A 17,553-nucleotide genomic window follows, 5' to 3' on the forward strand; every position below is an offset into this window, starting at 1 on the left:
TGTTGATGCAGTACACACATTTTAATTTCGATATTTCTCGTTTTTGCTCGTTAACGATAAATTAACAGTGTGCCTACCGGGCTCCGGGGATGTCGATGACCTTCTCGCACACAATAAACATTAATCTCTCTTCAGGATCCGATTATGAGTCAAACATCAACCTTGAAAGGCCAGTGCATTGCTGAATTCCTCGGTACCGGGTTGTTGATTTTCTTCGGTGTGGGATGTGTCGCTGCACTCAAAGTCGCTGGTGCGACTTTCGGTCAGTGGGAAATCAGTATCATCTGGGGTCTGGGGGTAGCGATGGCTATCTATCTGACGGCAGGCGTTTCTGGTGCACACCTGAATCCGGCGGTCACAATCGCACTTTGGCTGTTTGCCTGCTTTGACAAGCGTAAAGTTGTTCCTTTTATCATTTCACAAATTGCCGGCGCCTTTTGCGCAGCGGCTTTGGTTTACGGGCTTTATTACAATCTTTTCATCGATTTCGAACAAACCAACCATATCGTGCGCGGCAGCGCTGAAAGCCTCAATCTGGCAGGTACTTTCTCAACGTACCCAAATCCACATATCAATTTTGTGCAGGCCTTCGCAGTTGAAATGGTCATTACCGCTATTCTGATGGGGCTGATTTTGGCACTGACCGACGATGGTAACGGTGTGCCACGTGGTCCACTGGCACCGCTGCTGATCGGTTTATTAATCGCAGTTATCGGTGCCTCTATGGGACCGCTGACCGGTTTTGCAATGAACCCGGCACGTGACTTCGGACCTAAACTCTTCGCCTGGATGGCTGGATGGGGTGAGATTGCCTTCACGGGTGGTCGCGATATTCCTTACTTCCTGGTACCGGTGTTTGGCCCGATTACCGGCGCGATTTTGGGCGCATGGGCATATCGCAAACTGATTGGTCGCCATTTACCGTGCGATGTCTGCGCGATTGAAGAGAAAGATGTCGCGGCCAACACTCAACAAAAAGCTTCGCAGTAATGTGACTACGGGACAAAAAATGATGACTGAAAAAAAATATATCGTTGCGCTCGACCAGGGCACTACCAGCTCCCGCGCGGTCGTAATGGACCACGATGCGAATATCGTTAGCGTTTCGCAGCGCGAATTCGAGCAAATCTACCCTAAAGCAGGTTGGGTAGAACACGACCCAATGGAAATTTGGGCGACTCAAAGCTCCACGCTGGTAGAAGTGCTGGCGAAAGCCGATATCAGTTCCGACGAAATTGCCGCAATCGGGATTACCAACCAGCGTGAAACCACCATCGTCTGGGAGCGTGAAACCGGCAAACCTATCTATAACGCCATTGTCTGGCAGTGCCGTCGTACCGCGGATATTTGCGAGAAACTCAAGCGCGACGGCATGGAAGACTACGTCCGTAACAACACCGGGCTGGTCATTGACCCGTACTTCTCTGGCACCAAAGTGAAGTGGATCCTCGACCACGTAGAAGGCTCGCGTGAGCGCGCTCGTCGCGGCGAACTGCTGTTTGGTACCGTGGATACCTGGCTTATCTGGAAAATGACTCAGGGGCGCGTACACGTAACAGATTACACCAACGCCTCACGTACCATGCTGTTCAACATCCATACCCTCGACTGGGACGACAAAATGCTGGATGCGCTGGACGTCCCGCGTGCCATGCTGCCGGAAGTGCGTCGTTCTTCTGAAGTCTACGGTCAGACCAACATTGGCGGTAAAGGCGGCACGCGTATTCCTATCTCGGGTATCGCGGGTGACCAGCAGGCCGCACTGTTCGGTCAGCTGTGCGTGAAAGAAGGGATGGCGAAAAACACCTACGGCACCGGCTGCTTCATGCTGATGAATACCGGCGAGAAGGCCGTGAAGTCTGAAAACGGGCTGCTGACCACCATCGCCTGCGGTCCAACCGGGGAAGTAAACTATGCGCTGGAAGGCGCGGTATTTATGGCCGGCGCCTCCATTCAGTGGCTGCGTGATGAAATGAAACTCATCAGCGATGCGTTCGACTCCGAATATTTCGCCACCAAAGTGAAGGACACCAACGGCGTATACGTAGTTCCGGCATTCACCGGTCTGGGTGCGCCGTACTGGGACCCGTATGCGCGTGGCGCTATCTTTGGCCTGACCCGTGGCGTTAACTCCAACCACATCATCCGTGCAACGCTTGAGTCTATCGCTTATCAGACCCGTGACGTCCTGGAAGCAATGCAGGCCGACTCCGGCATTCGTCTGCATGCGCTGCGTGTCGATGGTGGTGCGGTCGCCAACAACTTCCTGATGCAATTCCAGTCCGACATTCTTGGCACCCGCGTTGAGCGCCCGGAAGTACGTGAAGTGACGGCACTGGGTGCCGCATATCTGGCAGGTCTGGCCGTGGGCTTCTGGCAAAACCTGGATGAGCTGCAGGAAAAAGCGGTCATCGAGCGTGAATTCCGTCCTGGCATTGAAACCACCGAACGTAACTTCCGTTACAGCGGCTGGAAAAAAGCGGTTAAACGCGCCCTGGCGTGGGAAGACCACGAAGAGTAATCCGTCCTTGCCGGATGGCGACGCTAAAGCGTCTCATCCGGCCTACATGCTTGTGTAGGCCGGATGAGGCAACATCGCTCCGGCAAAATCTTTGTGCGAGGGTAACCCCGCACACACATCAATAATCCCGCCCTCTCCCCTGTGCTACACTTCGCGCCATTCCTTTCTGCTACGAGTTTGCAATGAGACGAGAACTTGCCATTGAATTTTCACGCGTAACCGAAGCGGCGGCGCTGGCTGGCTATAAATGGCTGGGACGCGGCGATAAAAATACCGCCGACGGCGCAGCGGTGCACGCCATGCGTATTATGCTCAACCAGGTCAATATTGACGGCACCATCGTGATTGGCGAAGGTGAAATTGATGAAGCGCCGATGCTGTTTATTGGTGAAAAAGTCGGTACCGGTCACGGCGATGCCGTAGACATTGCGGTCGACCCTATCGAAGGTACGCGCATGACGGCAATGGGCCAGGCGAATGCGCTGGCGGTCCTCGCGGTTGGTGACAAAGGCTGTTTCCTCAACGCGCCGGATATGTACATGGAGAAGTTGATTGTCGGCCCTGGAGCCAAAGGGGCTATCGACCTGAACCTGTCGCTGGAAACGAACCTGCGTAATGTCGCCGCCGCGCTCAACAAGCCGCTAGGCGATCTGACCGTGACTATTCTGGCCAAACCTCGCCACGATGAGGTGATCGCCGAGATGGCGAAGCTTGGCGTTCGCGTGTTCGCCATTCCCGATGGCGACGTTGCGGCCTCCATTCTGACCTGTATGCCAGACAGCGAAGTTGACGTGCTGTACGGCATTGGCGGCGCACCGGAAGGTGTCGTTTCTGCCGCCGTCATCCGCGCGCTGGACGGCGACATGCAGGGTCGTTTGCTGGCACGTCATGACGTCAAAGGCGACAGCGAAGAAAACCGCCGTATCGGCGAACAGGAACTGGCCCGCTGCCAGGCGATGGGCATTGAAGCCGGTAAAGCGCTGCGTCTGGACGAAATGGCACGTAGCGATAACGTTATCTTCTCCGCTACCGGGATCACCAAAGGCGACCTGCTGGATGGGATTAGCCGTAAAGGCAATATCGCCACCACCGAAACGCTGCTGATCCGCGGCAAGTCACGCACGATCCGTCGTATTCAATCCATTCACTATCTCGATCGCAAAGATCCTGATGTGCAGGCGCATATCCTGTAACAAATTTGTTTGATTGAGCCTTCCAGCCCTTCGGGGCTGGAAATCTTTCGTGCAACGAACGAAGATAAGGCAATCAAAGCAGACAGGAGGACACCATGGCAGATTGGGTAACAGGCAAAGTCACTAAGGTACAGAACTGGACCGACGCCCTGTTTAGTTTGACCGTGCGCGCGCCGGTTCTCCCCTTCACTGCGGGTCAGTTCACCAAGCTTGGTCTGGAGATCGACGGCGAACGCGTCCAGCGTGCCTATTCCTACGTGAATGCGCCAGACAACCCCGATTTAGAGTTTTATCTGGTGACGGTGCCTGACGGGAAGCTGAGTCCACGTCTGGCCGCGCTAAAACCTGGCGATGACGTACAGGTGGTTAGTGAAGCTGCAGGCTTCTTTGTGCTGGATGAAGTCCCCGATTGCGATACGCTGTGGATGCTGGCAACCGGCACGGCGATCGGCCCGTACTTATCCATTCTACAACTAGGCAAAGATGTCGATCGCTTTAAAAATCTGGTGCTGGTCCATGCTGCCCGCTATGACGCCGATTTAAGCTATCTGCCGCTGATGCAAGCGCTGGAAAAACGTTACGAAGGGAAATTACGTATTCAGACAGTCGTCAGCCGTGAAACGGCCGCAGGTTCGCTTACTGGCCGCGTTCCCGCGTTGATTGAAAGCGGTGAGCTGGAAAAAGCAGTCGGTCTGCCAATGGATACCGCCACCAGTCATGTAATGCTCTGTGGGAACCCACAGATGGTGCGTGATACCCAGCAGTTGCTGAAAGATACCCGGCAGATGACCAAACACCTGCGTCGCCGACCGGGCCATATGACCGCTGAGCATTACTGGTAAGGGTGTTTGCCTGAAGTCACTTTTGCCGGATGGTGGCTTCGTCTTATCCGGCCTACGGGTGACACTTTCGCCATCTGGCATTGTATTCACGCTTTGTACTTCACGTCCTGCGTATCCTTACCAAACTTATTCTCGCCCTGGGTGCCAACAAACGCGCCCAGGTCAATCAGCATGCCGACCAGAATCAACGTGGGGACAAAGCGTCCGACGACCCACGGCAAGACGCTGGGTAACATCGTCCAATTTCCCGCCAGCAGCATCCACGCCAGAATCATCAATAGCGCCCACGCGCCAGAGCGTCCCCGGTCATGCAGGCGTTTTACCGTCACCGCCGCTGTCGGCCACAGCAAGCACACCAGGCAAAAAGCCGCCGTCTGAATATCGAGGAGTTTTTTACTCGCCAGCGAGAACAGAACCAGCATACCGACAATCCAGAGGCCGACCCAAATCCAGAAATCACGGCGTCCAATACGCCCTTTAATTGAGAATAACCACTGCTGTATGGTCATGTAAGTTCCTTTATTATTGCCTTCAAGAACAGTTTACGCTTTTGACAAGCCCGACGGTTTTGCTCTATGGATTTCGAGTGGTGGGAAGGCGGCAAGTGAATGGGTCCCGATGAGCTTACTCAGGTAAGTGATTCGGGTGAATGAACGCAGCTAACGCACCTGCCACTTGAAAGACGACGAGTATATCGTTTTAATCGTGGTCAGTCATAATGAAAGGTACGATTGATGAAGCAAGGATTTACTCTGTTTTTATTATTGTTTTCAGCCCTGTCCGCTAGCCCTGTGGCTCGGGCGGAAGCGCCCTCGACGGCAACCACTGCCCCCTATCTGCTGGCGGGCGCGCCGACGTTTGATCTGTCGATCAGCCAATTTCGTGAAAACTTTAATACACAGAATCCGAAGCTTGCATTGAATGAATTCCGTGCCATCGACAGCAGCCGCGATAAGGCAAATCTCACTCGCGCCGCCAGTAAGATCAATGAAAACCTGTATGCGTCATCGGCCCTTGAGCGCGGGACGTTGAAAATTAAAAGCATGCAGATAACCTGGCTGCCGATCCAGGGGCCAGAACAAAAGGCCGCCAAAGCCAAAGCGCTGGAGTACATGAGTGCCGTCATCCGCACCGTAGCCCCCTTACTGACCAAAGAACAAAGCCAGAAAAAACTGCAAAAATTGCTCACCGCAGGCAAAAGTAAGCACTACTACGCAGAAACCGAGGGTGCAATTCGCTATGTCGTGGCAGATAACGGCGAAAAAGGGCTGACCTTCGCTGTTGAACCGATTAAGCTGGCGCTATCTGAAAATCTCGAAGGGTCGAATAAATGACAAAAAGCAAAGCCTTTCCGCAGACGAATCTCTATACTGTTTCACAGACCATGCTGCCCTGACGGGCGGCCATCTTCCTTAATTCGCTGACAAGCGTGGAGAAATGAAATGCGACATCCTTTAGTGATGGGTAACTGGAAACTGAACGGCAGCCGCCACATGGTAAACGAACTGGTTGCTAACCTGCGTAAAGAATTGGCTGGCGTTGCTGGCTGCACAGTAGCAATCGCTCCACCGGAAATGTATATCGACCTGGCTAACCACGCCGCTGCCGGTAGCCACATCATCCTGGGCGCGCAGAACGTTGACCTGAACCTGTCTGGCGCATTCACCGGTGAAACCAGCGCTGAAATGCTGAAAGATATCGGCGCGAAATACATCATTATCGGTCACTCTGAGCGTCGTACTTACCACAAAGAGTCTGACGAACTGATCGCCAAAAAATTCGCCGTGCTGAAAGAGCAGGGTCTGACGCCGGTTCTGTGCATCGGTGAAACCGAAGCAGAAAACGAAGCGGGCAAAACTGAAGAAGTGTGCGCACGTCAGATCGACGCAGTACTGAAGACTCAGGGCGCAGAAGCATTCGAAGGCGTGGTTATCGCTTACGAACCTGTATGGGCTATCGGTACCGGCAAATCTGCAACTCCGGCACAGGCTCAGGCTGTTCACAAATTCATCCGTGACCACATTGCTAAAGCTGACGCGAAAATCGCTGAACAAGTTATCATCCAGTACGGCGGTTCCGTAAACGCAGCTAACGCAGCAGAACTGTTCGCCCAGCCGGACATCGACGGTGCGCTGGTAGGTGGTGCTTCTCTGAAAGCAGACGCCTTCGCCGTGATCGTTAAGGCAGCTGAAGCCGCTAAACAGGCTTAAGTTGTTACAAGGGGGGCATTGCCCCCCTTGTCATCTCCGCATTACCAGTATCCCAGCCAGTGCCACCAGAAGGCCCCCGTTACCCCCCAGATAGTCAGATTGGCCACACTCATCACCAGCCCTGTTTTCCACCACTCAGCCAGCGTGACGTAACCCGAGCCAAAAATGATGGGCGCGGTACCCGTGCCGTAGTGCGTGAGCGACATCATCAACGAGGATGAGAACCCCAGCATCAGGCCAAGCAACGCCGGAGGCGCACCTAGACCTAATCCCGCCGCAAAGAACGCCGCGAACATGGCCGTAATATGCGCGGTAGTGCTGGCAAAAAAGTAGTGCGAATAGACGTAAAGCAGAATCAGCAGCAGTGTGGCGATACTCCAGTGAACGCCGAGATGATCGATGGCACTCCCGACGCTGGTCGCCAGCCAGCCAACCAGGCCCAGTTTACTCAGGAAGTCCGCCATCATCACCAGCGCTGCAAACCAGACTATCGTATCCCATGCCCCACGGCATTTGAGAATATCGTCCCAGCTTAATACCCCAGTCACTAACAAAATCGATAAGCCAATTAGCGCTGCACTGGTGGGATTGACGGTCCAGGCACTGCCCATGATCATCGCAGGAACACCCGCCCACAGGCAGAGCAGCAAAACGAAAACCGCAAGCGTGATTTTCTCTGCCAGCGCAAGCGGGCCAAGCGCGTCAAGCTTTTGCCGGGCGAATTGCGGCGCGTTCGGCGTGCGCGTAATGGCTGGCGGATAGAGCCACCAGATAATAATGGGCATCACGATCAGTGAGACGACCGCTGGCAGGAGCGCGGCGATGGCCCACATTCCCCAGGTCATATTCAGTACGCCATCCGTCCCTTTGGTCAAAAAGCTGACAATCAATGGGTTAGGTGCGGTCGCGGTAATAAACATCGCCGAGGTGATTGGGTTAATGTTGTAGTTCACCAACGCCAGATAGCGGCCGGTAGTACCGTTTTCCTTATCTCCCGGCTGAGACCCGAGGCTTTCGGCAATTGCCCGCATGACCGGGTGAATAATCCCACCACCGCGCGCGGTATTGCTTGGGGTTACGGGGGCTATTAGCGTTTCCGCCAGAGTTAACGCCCAGGCAATACCCAGCGTCCGTTTACCAAACAGGGCAATAAACCCATAGCCAATGCGTGCTCCCAGCCCCGTTTTCAACAGGCTTTGCGACAGCATGATGGAAATACCGATGAGCCAAATCAGTTGGTTAGAGAAACCACTCAGCGCATCGCTCAGCGCCGCGGTCGGTTTACCGGGGTGAGTGACACCGGTCATTGCCACCAGCATAATCGCCACAATCGCGATAGCGCCAATCGGCATGGCTTTGCCGATGATCGCCGCGATAGTCCCGATAAACAGCGCCAGCAGATGCCACGCCTCCGGGGTCACGTCAGCGGGACAAGGGATAACAAACCAGATGGTCAGCGTAATCACGATCGAGAAAATGGCGGGCCAACAGCGGATGGGGGTCAATCTGTCCATGAATCAATCCTTGAGTATCCAGCACGCAAATCTGCGCTCCGGTATTAACCGGTATTGGCACGCATAATACAATTCGCTCACTCACAAAACAAAAAATTAACATTATGGTAAAACTATAATTTCCCCAACACGCTAAACCACAGATAATCCAGCGGCAGCAGAACCAGATAAGTTGCCATAGCCAGCGCGATGCACAACAGCATCCCGGCCCTTGCAGGCACTTTCCCTAACGCCATCGCCACCACAATCGGTGATGCCTGGTACGGCAGCAACGGAGTGGAATAGCCCAGTACCTGAATCATAATCACCGACAGCAGCGGAAACCCGGTCGCATCAGCAAAGCTCTGTGCCAGCGTGGTATACAGCGCCGGAACGCCGTTGGCGGTCATAATAAAATTGAGTGCCGTGGTAATACCGGTTAACGCCAGAAAGCTGGTAAAGGGTTTATCCGCGTCCAGCGGCATCACCTGTAACAACGCCTCCCCCACCGCGCTACCGATGCCGGTTTGCGTCACGGTGATCGCCAGCCCCAGAATCCCCGCCACATAAATACAGGTGCGGATGTTTACTCCGCTGGAAAATTCTTCGCCATTAATAAAGCCTACCCGCGGTAACAGCGTAATGATCGCCGCCACCAGCCCGGTCCAGGCCGGACCGATGCCGTGCCAGCTTTCGCTGACCCACATCAGCAACACCACCGCTAACATCCAGGCCAGCCGTTTTTCATCACGGCTCATCGGCGCAGGTGGCGTCACATCATCAGGGGCATGGGGCCTGCCGGGGAACAGCCAGCAGATCAGCCCAACCAACAGCGCGCCTTTTAGCCAGCCGAGGACCGGCGTATGCAGCATTAAATAGGGTAGATAATTCAGATGGATACCGTAAGAACCTTCCGTTGCGCCGCTCATCACCAGATTCGGTACGTTGGCGGGTAGAATGGTAGCGGAAAGCTGGAACGTCCCAAAACCCACGGCCAACGCCAGACCGTACCAGGCACGGGTGCCGTCGATAATACCGGCGCGTTTCGCCATCGCTGCGACAATCGGCATCAGCAGCGCGATACGCCCCATGTTGGACGGCATCACAAACGCCAGCGCGTAGCTCAGCAGCACCACGCTTGCGACCATTAACGGCCAGGAGTCGGTCAGCCGGGAAGACAGCGCCCGCGCCGCCCTGTCCGCCAGCCCCGTTTTACGTATCGCGATACCCAGCACGAAGCCGCTGAAGACCAGCCAAAACGCCGACGAGGCAAAGCCGCCAAAAATCACCTCCGGTGGGGCGATTTTCGCCACCATTGCAACAGAGAAGAAAATCAGCGCCGTAATGAACTCCGGCAAAAGCGATGTGGCCCAGAGCAGGATGGTGATGCCAACCACCAGTGAAGGGATAAACAGAGGGTGCGTAAGCCAGAGCGACATGCCTGTCTCCTGTTGTTTTTTTCAACAAGAATACGGGGACAGGCAGAGCGAGTAAACGCCAGAATAGGTGGGTTACTGCAGGATCTGACACTGATGATCCTGAATCTCCTCGGCGGACGCGAGATTCAGCGACAGCAAATCACGTTGGGTCGCCAGCAGGACAAAGGACTCATCGCTCTGACGTACCATCGCCAGCGCATAGCGCCCCATATGGTCACGCGCTTCCGGTACCTCTTCCGCCAGCATCATAAACGGGCTACGTTGTACCAGTTCGCTTTCCGTGACGCGACGAGCCAGATACTCGTGTCCGCGCAGACCGCCGGGTAACGGCAACCAACGGGTGCTGATTTTCGCCAGATTGTCATCCAGTTGCGCTCTGACATCGGGACGCAAACAAGAGATATGAATGTGAAAATGGTTTTGCGTGCGGCCAGACGGCGAGTTGATCGTCAGTGATACCGCCTTGTCAGGGATTTCCTGGCCGTATTTTTGGCTCATAAAACTGCGCGCTTGCCAGGCAAGCCAGAAAAAGTTCGGCGTGCCGGATTGCAGCAGCAGCGGGCTTTCCGTGCCGTTAATGCGGTAAGTGGGCATCAATAAGTATTGCAGAGGGCCGTTACGGTCTTTGAACACCACGTACCCGGCATCCGGCTTCACCTCCGCACACGGTGCAGGGTTATGCCGTTGCAGCTGGTTCGGCAGACATTGCTCAAGAACAATCTGGCGTAATGCGTCCGGATTACCAGTAAGTTTCCAGTAACCGATGCCCGCAGCGGCGGCGATAACAATCACCGCCAGTAAAAGATAACCTGCTTTTTTCATTACGCGTTTCCTGTATCCCATTGAGGGGCAAGCGTAACGTAAAATGATGACAAATAAAAAAGCCCGATCGCGTTATGCCACCGGGCCTGTAACCGCATCCGCTTTAGCGTTTGCTGATTTGGTCAAACGTACCGCCGTTAGAGAAGTGCTCTTTCTGCGCTTTGGTCCAGCCACCAAACTCATCGTCAATGGTGAACAACTTCAGCTTCGGAAACGCATTTTCGTATTTCTTCGCCACGTCAGCATCGCGCGGGCGGTAATAGTTTTTCGCCGCAATTTCCTGACCCTGTGGAGAGTAGAGATACTTCAGGTAGGCTTCGGCCACGACTTTGCTGTCTTTCTTTTCTACCACTTTGTCGACAATAGAAACGGTCGGTTCCGCCAGGATGGATTCACTCGGCGTGACAATCTCGAACTTGTCTTTACCCAGTTCGTTCGTCGCCAACAGCGCTTCGTTCTCCCACGCGATCAGCACATCGCCAATACCGCGTTCAACAAACGTATTGGTTGAGCCACGTGCGCCAGAATCCAGCACTTCCACGTTTTTGAACAGGGCTTTAACGAAGTCCTGGGCTTTGGTTTGATCGTTGTTGCTGTGGTGCAGGGCGTAACCCCATGCCGCCAGATAGTTCCAGCGTGCCCCACCGGAGCTTTTCGGGTTCGGCGTAATGACTGACACGCCCGGTTTAACCAGATCGTTCCAGTCGTGAATTTGTTTTGGATTGCCTTTGCGCACCAGGAAGACGATGGTGGAGGTGTAAGGTGCAGAGTTGTCCGGCAGGCGTTTAATCCAGTTTTTATCGATACGGCCACGCTCAGCAATGGCATCTACGTCGTAGGCCAGCGCCAGGGTAACCACATCGGCTTCGATGCCGTTAATGACGGATGTCGCCTGTTTACCAGAGCCACCGTGAGACTGGCGGATCACCACGTTATCGCCCGTTTCCTGTTTCCAGTGCGCCGCGAAGGCTTTGTTGTACTGTTCGTACAGCTCACGCGTTGGATCGTACGATACGTTAAGTAACTGAATATCCTTTGCCAGAACGCTGGTCGATGCCAGCAATAATGTTAACCCTACGCCCCATTTGTTCATCGCCCAGCTCTCTTATTGAATGTTGTGATGAGCAGAGCGTGCCAGAAAGCTATCCAAACTTTAAAGAATAAAAAAAGATTTGCTATAACGTGGGGGAATATATGGAGTCGGGTTTTTGCCTGATGGCGCTACGCTTATCAGGCCTACGATTTGCATCATGTAGGCCGGATAAGGCGCAAGCCGCCATCCGGCAATTGCAATCAGTACAGTCTTTTCGCGCAGTCCAGCCAGTCACCTTTGAACGGACGCTTCATGTTCTCGATAGCATCAATGATATCGTGGTGAACCAGTTGTTCGTTCTGAATACCGACGCAACGACCGCCGTGACCTTCCAACAGCAGATCAATAGCATACGCGCCCATGCGGGATGCCAGGATACGGTCGTAAGGCACCGGAGAACCACCACGCTGAATGTGACCCAGTACGGTTGAACGCGTTTCGCGGCCGGTTTCTTTCTCGATATAGTGCGCCAATTCATCAACGTCACACATGTGCTCGGTGATCGCCACAATCGCGTGCTTCTTACCTTTCGCGATGCCGGCTTTGATTTCAGCGACCAGATCGTCACGGCTGAATTCAACTTCCGGAACGACGACAAATTCGCAGCCACCGGCAATTGCTGCCGCCAGGGTCAGGTCACCACAGTAGCGGCCCATCACTTCAACGATGGAGATACGCTGGTGAGAAGAAGAGGTGTCACGCAGGCGGTCAATCGCTTCTACCACGGTACCCAGTGCGGTGAAGTAGCCGATAGTGTAGTCGGTGCCTTTAATATCGTTGTCGATGGTACCTGGCAGGCCGATGCACGGGAAGCCCATTTCAGTCAGACGTTTTGCACCCAAGTAGGAACCGTCACCACCGATAACAACCAGGGCGTCAATACCACGCTTCTTCAGGTTTTCGATAGCCACAGCGCGCACGTTTTCGTCGCGGAATTCCGGGAAGCGAGCAGAACCGAGGAAAGTACCGCCACGGTTGATCATGTCGGACACGCTATAACGGTCAAGCTGAACCATACGGTCTTCGTACAAACCCAGGTAGCCATCATGGATCCCCATGACTTCCAGCCCTTCCGTCAACGCTGCACGTACAACACCACGGATTGCTGCGTTCATGCCCGGCGCATCACCGCCGCTTGTCAACACACCGATTTTCTTAATCATGACTACCTCTGAACTTTGGAATGCAAAATGAAATCTGCTGCCGGAAGTCGATTCCGCATATCGAAACGATCCAACGAATATGCAGATAGTATAACAATCACTTCCTGCTGAATTGATTCAGGTCAGGCCAAACGGTGGTAATTTATACACAAAATGCTGGCCCTACTCACTTTTTTACAACGAATTATGAAAGCTCAAACATCTTGCCTTCCTTGGGTACGACTGAACAAGGATCCTGATGAATAATCACATCCGATCCCGGGAAACGTCGCAAAATAGCCTGCTCAACCTGTTCAGCGACTAAATGAGCCTGAACGAGCGGCAGATCATCTTCCATTTCCAAATGAATCTGAATAAAGCGGGTCGGCCCTGACTGCCGCGTGCGAAGATCGTGAGCGCCGCTGACTCCCGGCCATGACGTCACTATATCAATAATTTCCTGACGTTCTTCATCGGGCAAGGCGCGATCCAGCAGAGATTGCACCGCCTCATATCCCATACGCAATGCGCTATATAGAATATAGATGCCAATCCCGAGCGCAAACAAGGCGTCCGCACGATGCCAACCGTACCAGGCCAGGCCAAGCGCGACAAGGATAGCGCCGTTCATCATAACATCAGACTGATAATGAAGCATATCTGCCCGAACAGCCTGACTTTGCGTACGCTTGACCACCCAGCGCTGAAACGTGACCAGTATGATAGTACAAATTAACGCAATAACGGTGACAACAACCCCGACACCCGGATCTTTCATCGGCGTCGGTTGAATGAGGTGCTGAATCCCGGTCAAAAATAAAAACAGCGCCGAACCAGAAATAAACATACTTTGCGCCAGCGCCGCCAGCGATTCGGCTTTCCCGTGCCCAAACGTATGTTCATCATCAGCTGGCTGCAATGAATAGCGCACCACCAACAGGTTGGTTAACGATGCGGCGATATCGACTAAAGAGTCCACCAGTGCCGCCAGAATACTCACCGACCCGGTATACCACCACGCAAAAATTTTGATCAAAAGTAACAGCGAAGCCATCACGGTTGCCGCGATAGCCGCCCGGCTCACCAGCCGCCCATAGGTTTGATTCATAAACACTCCCGTCAGGATATGCCGCTAGTATAACGGATGAACTAAAACAGTCAGGCAATAAGAAAGTGTCAAATTTTGGGCAAAAAAAAACCCCACATCATGTGGGGGAAGACAGGGATGGTGTCTATGGCAAGGAAAACAGGGTTACTACTGGGAACGTGAGTTGCTACTACTCAATAAATTCAACGATGAGCTTTTTTGCCATTGCGCCACGTCGCGCAGCTGCTCCATTCGTTGTTCATGTTTCTCATTTAAAACCGCTTGCTGCTCGGGCGTTAACAGGCGATACATCTGGTTGCGGACCTTGGCTATTTCAACCTGGCGGGCAACCTGCTGTTGTGCCATCTTTTCTGCCTGAGCGCGCACAGCGCTTTCATCAAAATTCTCTGCGGTGACAAGACGATGCATTGTCTCCATTTCGCTAACATTAACAGGAGGCTGCTCATGTCTGGCCTGCTGCATTAAATCTCGCATCTGTTGACGTTGATGTTCGGTTAAACTGATACCGTCAAACATGTGGCTCTGCGCATTACGTTGCGAAGAGCTTTCACCCAGGTGCCAGTGATCGCCTGTGACGACTTCAGCTGCATGGCTAAACGTACTGAGTGCCAGCGTTGAGGCCATGACGGCAGCGGTAACTTTGCCCATCACTTGCTCCCAAAATCTTTTCTGTCGCGATTCAACGAGAGACAGTTTACGATTCGGGCTGCAAACATGCGTCAGGGGGTGTAAAACAACGTAAAGTCATAGATTAGCGCCGCCTGATGACGTAATTTCTGCCTCGGAGGTACGTAAAAAATGAATAAAATACTGCTAGTTGATGATGACCGAGAGCTGACATCCCTGTTAAAGGAGCTGCTCGAAATGGAAGGTTTCGATGTGCTGGTTGCCCATGATGGGGAGCAGGCACTGGAACTTCTGGATGACAGCATCGATTTACTTTTGCTCGACGTCATGATGCCGAAGAAAAACGGCATTGATACACTGAAAGCACTTCGCCAGACACACCAGACACCCGTAATCATGCTGACCGCCCGCGGCAGCGAACTGGATCGCGTACTCGGCCTTGAGTTGGGCGCGGACGATTATTTACCCAAACCGTTTAACGACCGCGAACTGGTCGCGCGTATCCGTGCCATTCTGCGCCGCTCTCACTGGAGCGAGCAGCAGCAGAACAGCGATAACGGCTCGCCGACGCTGGAAGTGGATGCGTTAAGCCTCAATCCGGGTCGCCAGGAAGCCAGCTTTGACGGACAAACCCTGGAGTTAACCGGCACTGAATTCACCCTGCTGTATTTACTGGCACAGCATCTCGGCCAGGTGGTTTCTCGTGAACATTTAAGCCAGGAAGTGCTGGGCAAACGTCTGACACCGTTCGATCGCGCTATCGACATGCATATCTCGAACCTGCGTCGTAAGCTGCCGGAGCGTAAAGACGGACACCCGTGGTTTAAAACCCTGCGCGGTCGCGGCTATCTGATGGTCTCCGCTTCATGATAGGAAGTTTAACCGCGCGCATCTTTGCCATCTTCTGGTTAACGCTGGCACTGGTGCTGATGCTGGTGCTGATGTTACCGAAGCTCGACTCACGCCAGATGACCGAGCTACTGGACAGCGAACAGCGCCAGGGGTTAATGATTGAGCAGCACGTTGAAGCTGAACTGGCGAACGATCCACCCAACGATTTGATGTGGTGGCGTCGCTTGTTTCGCGCAATAGACAAGTGGGCACCGCCGGGACAGCGGTTATTACTTGTTACGACGGAAGGACGCGTGATCGGCGCAGAACGCAACGAAATGCAGATCATTCGTAACTTTATTGGTCAGGCCGATAACGCCGACCATCCGCAAAAGAAAAAATACGGTCGCGTTGAAATGGTTGGGCCTTTCTCCGTCAGAGATGGCGAAGATAACTACCAGTTGTACCTCATTCGACCTGCCAGCAGTTCACAATCTGACTTTATCAATCTGCTGTTTGACCGACCGCTGTTGCTGCTGATCGTCACCATGTTAGTCAGCTCTCCGTTGCTGCTCTGGCTGGCCTGGAGTCTGGCGAAACCGGCTCGTAAGCTAAAAAATGCGGCGGATGAAGTGGCTCAGGGTAACTTGCGTCAGCATCCTGAACTGGAAGCAGGTCCGCAAGAATTCCTGGCGGCAGGTGCCAGTTTTAACCAGATGGTGACGGCACTGGAACGCATGATGACCTCACAGCAACGCCTGCTGTCGGACATCTCTCATGAGTTGAGAACGCCGTTAACGCGTCTGCAACTGGGGACCGCACTGCTACGCCGTCGCAGCGGCGAGAGCAAAGAGCTGGAGCGTATTGAAACAGAAGCGCATCGACTGGACAGCATGATCAACGACCTGCTGGTCATGTCGCGCAATCAGCAGAAAAACGCGCTGGTCAGTGAAACCGTGAAAGCGAACCACCTGTGGGGTGACGTGCTGGATAACGCCGCCTTTGAAGCCGAGCAGATGGGCAAATCGTTAACGGTTAACTTCCCGCCAGGACCGTGGCCGCTGTACGGTAACCCGAACGCGCTGGAAAGTGCGCTGGAGAACATTGTTCGCAACGCCCTGCGTTATTCACACACCAAGATTGAAGTTGGCTTTGCGGTGGATAAAGACGGAATTACCATCACCGTGGACGACGATGGCCCGGGCGTAAGCCCCGAAGACAGAGAACAGATTTTCCGTCCGTTCTATCGTACCGATGAAGCGCGCGATCGTGAATCTGGCGGTACCGGTCTGGGTCTGGCGATAGTGGAAACGGCCATTCAACAGCACCGTGGCTGGGTTAAGGCCGAAGACAGCCCATTGGGTGGTCTGCGTCTGGTGCTCTGGCTACCGTTGTATAAACGTTCGTAATTGTGCCTGTAGTGCCGGATGGCGATGCTAACGCATATTATCCGGCCTACAGGTTCAATAATCGCTTTACTTCCCCCACAATCTCCGCGAATTATCTTCGATCTTGCCGCTTAAGCGGCGTTTTTGCATCGTTCTGGTCCAGCTCTTCGACAGCCCCGCCGCTGACAGTAAACGGTGATACTGATCGTCATCAAACGGCATATGCCAGGCAATAGCGATGGCCTCCTGCACGCTGACATCACTCACGCGGGACGCCAGTACCAGCGGCGCATCCGCCGACACCATGCCAGCCGCGATTACGCTGCACAACCAGCCGGTCTTGCCCGCCTCCTGCATCTGGCTTGCCATGTCGCTAATACCAAAATGAAAGTTCAGCTTAAAACACGGCGAACGCGGCTGCGTGACCTGAATCAACGCCTCGCCCCACTGGAAGATATCACCAATAAAAACATTCTCTTCCGTCATTCCTTGCGTTGACAAGTTTTCGCCAAAGGCGGGGGCGACAAACAACTCCGCTTGTTCGGGGAAGGCTTGTCGCCAGTACTGATAGTGTTCACGCGGATAATGGCATAGCGCCCGATCCGGCCCGCCGTGAATTTTCGTTTCTGCCTGTTCATCCCCTGCCAGACCGAGCTCGGTCAGCATCAGTTCGCCATCAATCTGGACCTTCGCAATGGCACTGGGGCGGCTTCCCGTGTAATCCCGAATCTTGCCTGCAAATACATCAACCGGATATCGCATCTGTTCCCTCTCCCGATAACTTTTCCCCATTACACCATATTTATTTTACCCCAGTCGCTCAAAATGAGAGCACGGTTCACGT

At 53.8% G+C, this 17,553-nt stretch carries 17 protein-coding genes; 8 read left to right on the top strand and 9 right to left on the bottom strand.

What is annotated here, in order from left to right; translation table 11 throughout:
• The first annotated feature begins 144 nt into the window (after positions 1-144).
• The 4 genes from IMQ48_RS16290 (at position 145) to fpr (ending at position 4,556) form a co-directional block, all read left to right on the top strand.
• On the top strand, positions 145-990 hold the full coding sequence (locus tag IMQ48_RS16290; RefSeq protein ID WP_096758820.1) for an MIP/aquaporin family protein: 846 nt from the start codon (positions 145-147) through the stop codon (positions 988-990).
• 22 nt (positions 991-1,012) lie between these two features.
• Positions 1,013-2,521: a glycerol kinase GlpK gene (gene glpK, locus IMQ48_RS16295; protein WP_096758821.1), complete on the top strand. Its 1,509-nt coding sequence runs from the start codon at positions 1,013-1,015 to the stop codon at positions 2,519-2,521.
• A gap of 182 nt (positions 2,522-2,703) precedes the next feature.
• On the top strand, positions 2,704-3,714 hold the full coding sequence (gene glpX, locus IMQ48_RS16300; RefSeq protein ID WP_196209856.1) for a class II fructose-bisphosphatase: 1,011 nt from the start codon (positions 2,704-2,706) through the stop codon (positions 3,712-3,714).
• Positions 3,715-3,809: 95 nt separating this feature from the next.
• Complete coding sequence (fpr, locus tag IMQ48_RS16305; protein ID WP_196209857.1) at positions 3,810-4,556, top strand: ferredoxin--NADP(+) reductase; 747 nt, start codon at positions 3,810-3,812, stop codon at positions 4,554-4,556.
• Between the two features lie 86 nt (positions 4,557-4,642).
• Here fpr and IMQ48_RS16310 read toward each other — a convergent pair whose 3' ends face one another.
• Positions 4,643-5,065, bottom strand: coding sequence for a DUF805 domain-containing protein (locus IMQ48_RS16310; RefSeq protein WP_096758824.1), 423 nt, complete (start codon positions 5,063-5,065; stop codon positions 4,643-4,645).
• Positions 5,066-5,290: 225 nt separating this feature from the next.
• Between IMQ48_RS16310 and IMQ48_RS16315 the strand changes: the two genes are divergently transcribed.
• Both IMQ48_RS16315 and tpiA read left to right on the top strand, forming a co-directional pair.
• Positions 5,291-5,890 carry a YiiQ family protein gene (locus IMQ48_RS16315; protein WP_096758825.1) on the top strand — a complete coding sequence of 200 codons (600 nt, stop codon included), beginning with the start codon at positions 5,291-5,293 and terminating at the stop codon, positions 5,888-5,890.
• A gap of 108 nt (positions 5,891-5,998) precedes the next feature.
• Entirely contained in the window at positions 5,999-6,766 is a 768-nt protein-coding gene (gene tpiA / locus IMQ48_RS16320) for a triose-phosphate isomerase (protein WP_196209858.1), read from the top strand.
• 41 nt (positions 6,767-6,807) lie between these two features.
• Here the strand turns inward: tpiA and IMQ48_RS16325 are convergent, their stop codons facing one another.
• From IMQ48_RS16325 to cpxP, 7 genes are all read right to left on the bottom strand, one after another.
• The gene (locus tag IMQ48_RS16325) at positions 6,808-8,280 is read right to left on the bottom strand and encodes a DASS family sodium-coupled anion symporter (protein WP_196209859.1); all 1,473 of its coding nucleotides are present in this window, start codon (positions 8,278-8,280) and stop codon (positions 6,808-6,810) included.
• Positions 8,281-8,393: 113 nt separating this feature from the next.
• Entirely contained in the window at positions 8,394-9,698 is a 1,305-nt protein-coding gene (locus tag IMQ48_RS16330; protein ID WP_196209860.1) for an SLC13 family permease, read from the bottom strand.
• A 72-nt stretch (positions 9,699-9,770) separates the two neighbouring features.
• Positions 9,771-10,520 (bottom strand): CDP-diacylglycerol diphosphatase, encoded by a 750-nt coding sequence (locus IMQ48_RS16335; protein WP_196209861.1) that lies wholly within the window; start codon positions 10,518-10,520, stop codon positions 9,771-9,773.
• Positions 10,521-10,623: 103 nt separating this feature from the next.
• Complete coding sequence (locus tag IMQ48_RS16340) at positions 10,624-11,613, bottom strand: sulfate ABC transporter substrate-binding protein (protein WP_196209862.1); 990 nt, start codon at positions 11,611-11,613, stop codon at positions 10,624-10,626.
• Between the two features lie 200 nt (positions 11,614-11,813).
• Positions 11,814-12,776, bottom strand: coding sequence for a 6-phosphofructokinase (gene pfkA, locus IMQ48_RS16345; protein WP_096758831.1), 963 nt, complete (start codon positions 12,774-12,776; stop codon positions 11,814-11,816).
• A gap of 184 nt (positions 12,777-12,960) precedes the next feature.
• On the bottom strand, positions 12,961-13,863 hold the full coding sequence (fieF, locus tag IMQ48_RS16350) for a CDF family cation-efflux transporter FieF (RefSeq protein ID WP_196209863.1): 903 nt from the start codon (positions 13,861-13,863) through the stop codon (positions 12,961-12,963).
• Positions 13,864-14,010: 147 nt separating this feature from the next.
• On the bottom strand, positions 14,011-14,511 hold the full coding sequence (gene cpxP, locus IMQ48_RS16355; RefSeq protein ID WP_117343652.1) for a cell-envelope stress modulator CpxP: 501 nt from the start codon (positions 14,509-14,511) through the stop codon (positions 14,011-14,013).
• A gap of 150 nt (positions 14,512-14,661) precedes the next feature.
• On the opposite strand from cpxP, the gene cpxR reads away from it, so the two are divergent.
• Positions 14,662-15,360, top strand: a complete 699-nt coding sequence (gene cpxR / locus IMQ48_RS16360) for an envelope stress response regulator transcription factor CpxR (protein WP_005121756.1) — start codon at positions 14,662-14,664, stop codon at positions 15,358-15,360.
• On the top strand, positions 15,357-16,730 hold the full coding sequence (gene cpxA, locus IMQ48_RS16365) for an envelope stress sensor histidine kinase CpxA (RefSeq protein WP_135323647.1): 1,374 nt from the start codon (positions 15,357-15,359) through the stop codon (positions 16,728-16,730). The genes cpxR and cpxA overlap by 4 nt, the downstream gene beginning before the upstream one ends.
• 66 nt (positions 16,731-16,796) lie before the next feature.
• On the opposite strand, the gene yiiM is transcribed toward cpxA, so the two are convergent.
• Positions 16,797-17,471, bottom strand: a complete 675-nt coding sequence (yiiM, locus tag IMQ48_RS16370; RefSeq protein WP_196209864.1) for a 6-hydroxyaminopurine reductase — start codon at positions 17,469-17,471, stop codon at positions 16,797-16,799.
• Between the last annotated feature and the right edge of the window lie 82 nt (positions 17,472-17,553).

The organism is Citrobacter sp. Res13-Sevr-PEB04-36, from assembly GCF_015672735.1.
GTDB lineage: Bacteria > Pseudomonadota > Gammaproteobacteria > Enterobacterales > Enterobacteriaceae > Citrobacter.

Bases quoted from the DNA above. Each gene is read 5' to 3' on its own strand.
- IMQ48_RS16310 (WP_096758824.1), bottom strand. From the start codon at position 5,065: ATGACCATACAGCAGTGGTTATTCTCAATTAAAGGGCGTATTGGACGC.
- pfkA (WP_096758831.1), bottom strand. From the start codon at position 12,776: ATGATTAAGAAAATCGGTGTGTTGACAAGCGGCGGTGATGCGCCGGGC.
- glpX (WP_196209856.1), top strand. From the start codon at position 2,704: ATGAGACGAGAACTTGCCATTGAATTTTCACGCGTAACCGAAGCGGCG.
- IMQ48_RS16290 (WP_096758820.1), top strand. From the start codon at position 145: ATGAGTCAAACATCAACCTTGAAAGGCCAGTGCATTGCTGAATTCCTC.
- glpK (WP_096758821.1), top strand. From the start codon at position 1,013: ATGACTGAAAAAAAATATATCGTTGCGCTCGACCAGGGCACTACCAGC.
- IMQ48_RS16335 (WP_196209861.1), bottom strand. From the start codon at position 10,520: ATGAAAAAAGCAGGTTATCTTTTACTGGCGGTGATTGTTATCGCCGCC.
- IMQ48_RS16330 (WP_196209860.1), bottom strand. From the start codon at position 9,698: ATGTCGCTCTGGCTTACGCACCCTCTGTTTATCCCTTCACTGGTGGTT.
- IMQ48_RS16340 (WP_196209862.1), bottom strand. From the start codon at position 11,613: ATGAACAAATGGGGCGTAGGGTTAACATTATTGCTGGCATCGACCAGC.
- fpr (WP_196209857.1), top strand. From the start codon at position 3,810: ATGGCAGATTGGGTAACAGGCAAAGTCACTAAGGTACAGAACTGGACC.
- cpxP (WP_117343652.1), bottom strand. From the start codon at position 14,511: ATGGGCAAAGTTACCGCTGCCGTCATGGCCTCAACGCTGGCACTCAGT.
- yiiM (WP_196209864.1), bottom strand. From the start codon at position 17,471: ATGCGATATCCGGTTGATGTATTTGCAGGCAAGATTCGGGATTACACG.
- IMQ48_RS16325 (WP_196209859.1), bottom strand. From the start codon at position 8,280: ATGGACAGATTGACCCCCATCCGCTGTTGGCCCGCCATTTTCTCGATC.
- IMQ48_RS16315 (WP_096758825.1), top strand. From the start codon at position 5,291: ATGAAGCAAGGATTTACTCTGTTTTTATTATTGTTTTCAGCCCTGTCC.
- cpxA (WP_135323647.1), top strand. From the start codon at position 15,357: ATGATAGGAAGTTTAACCGCGCGCATCTTTGCCATCTTCTGGTTAACG.
- cpxR (WP_005121756.1), top strand. From the start codon at position 14,662: ATGAATAAAATACTGCTAGTTGATGATGACCGAGAGCTGACATCCCTG.
- fieF (WP_196209863.1), bottom strand. From the start codon at position 13,863: ATGAATCAAACCTATGGGCGGCTGGTGAGCCGGGCGGCTATCGCGGCA.
- tpiA (WP_196209858.1), top strand. From the start codon at position 5,999: ATGCGACATCCTTTAGTGATGGGTAACTGGAAACTGAACGGCAGCCGC.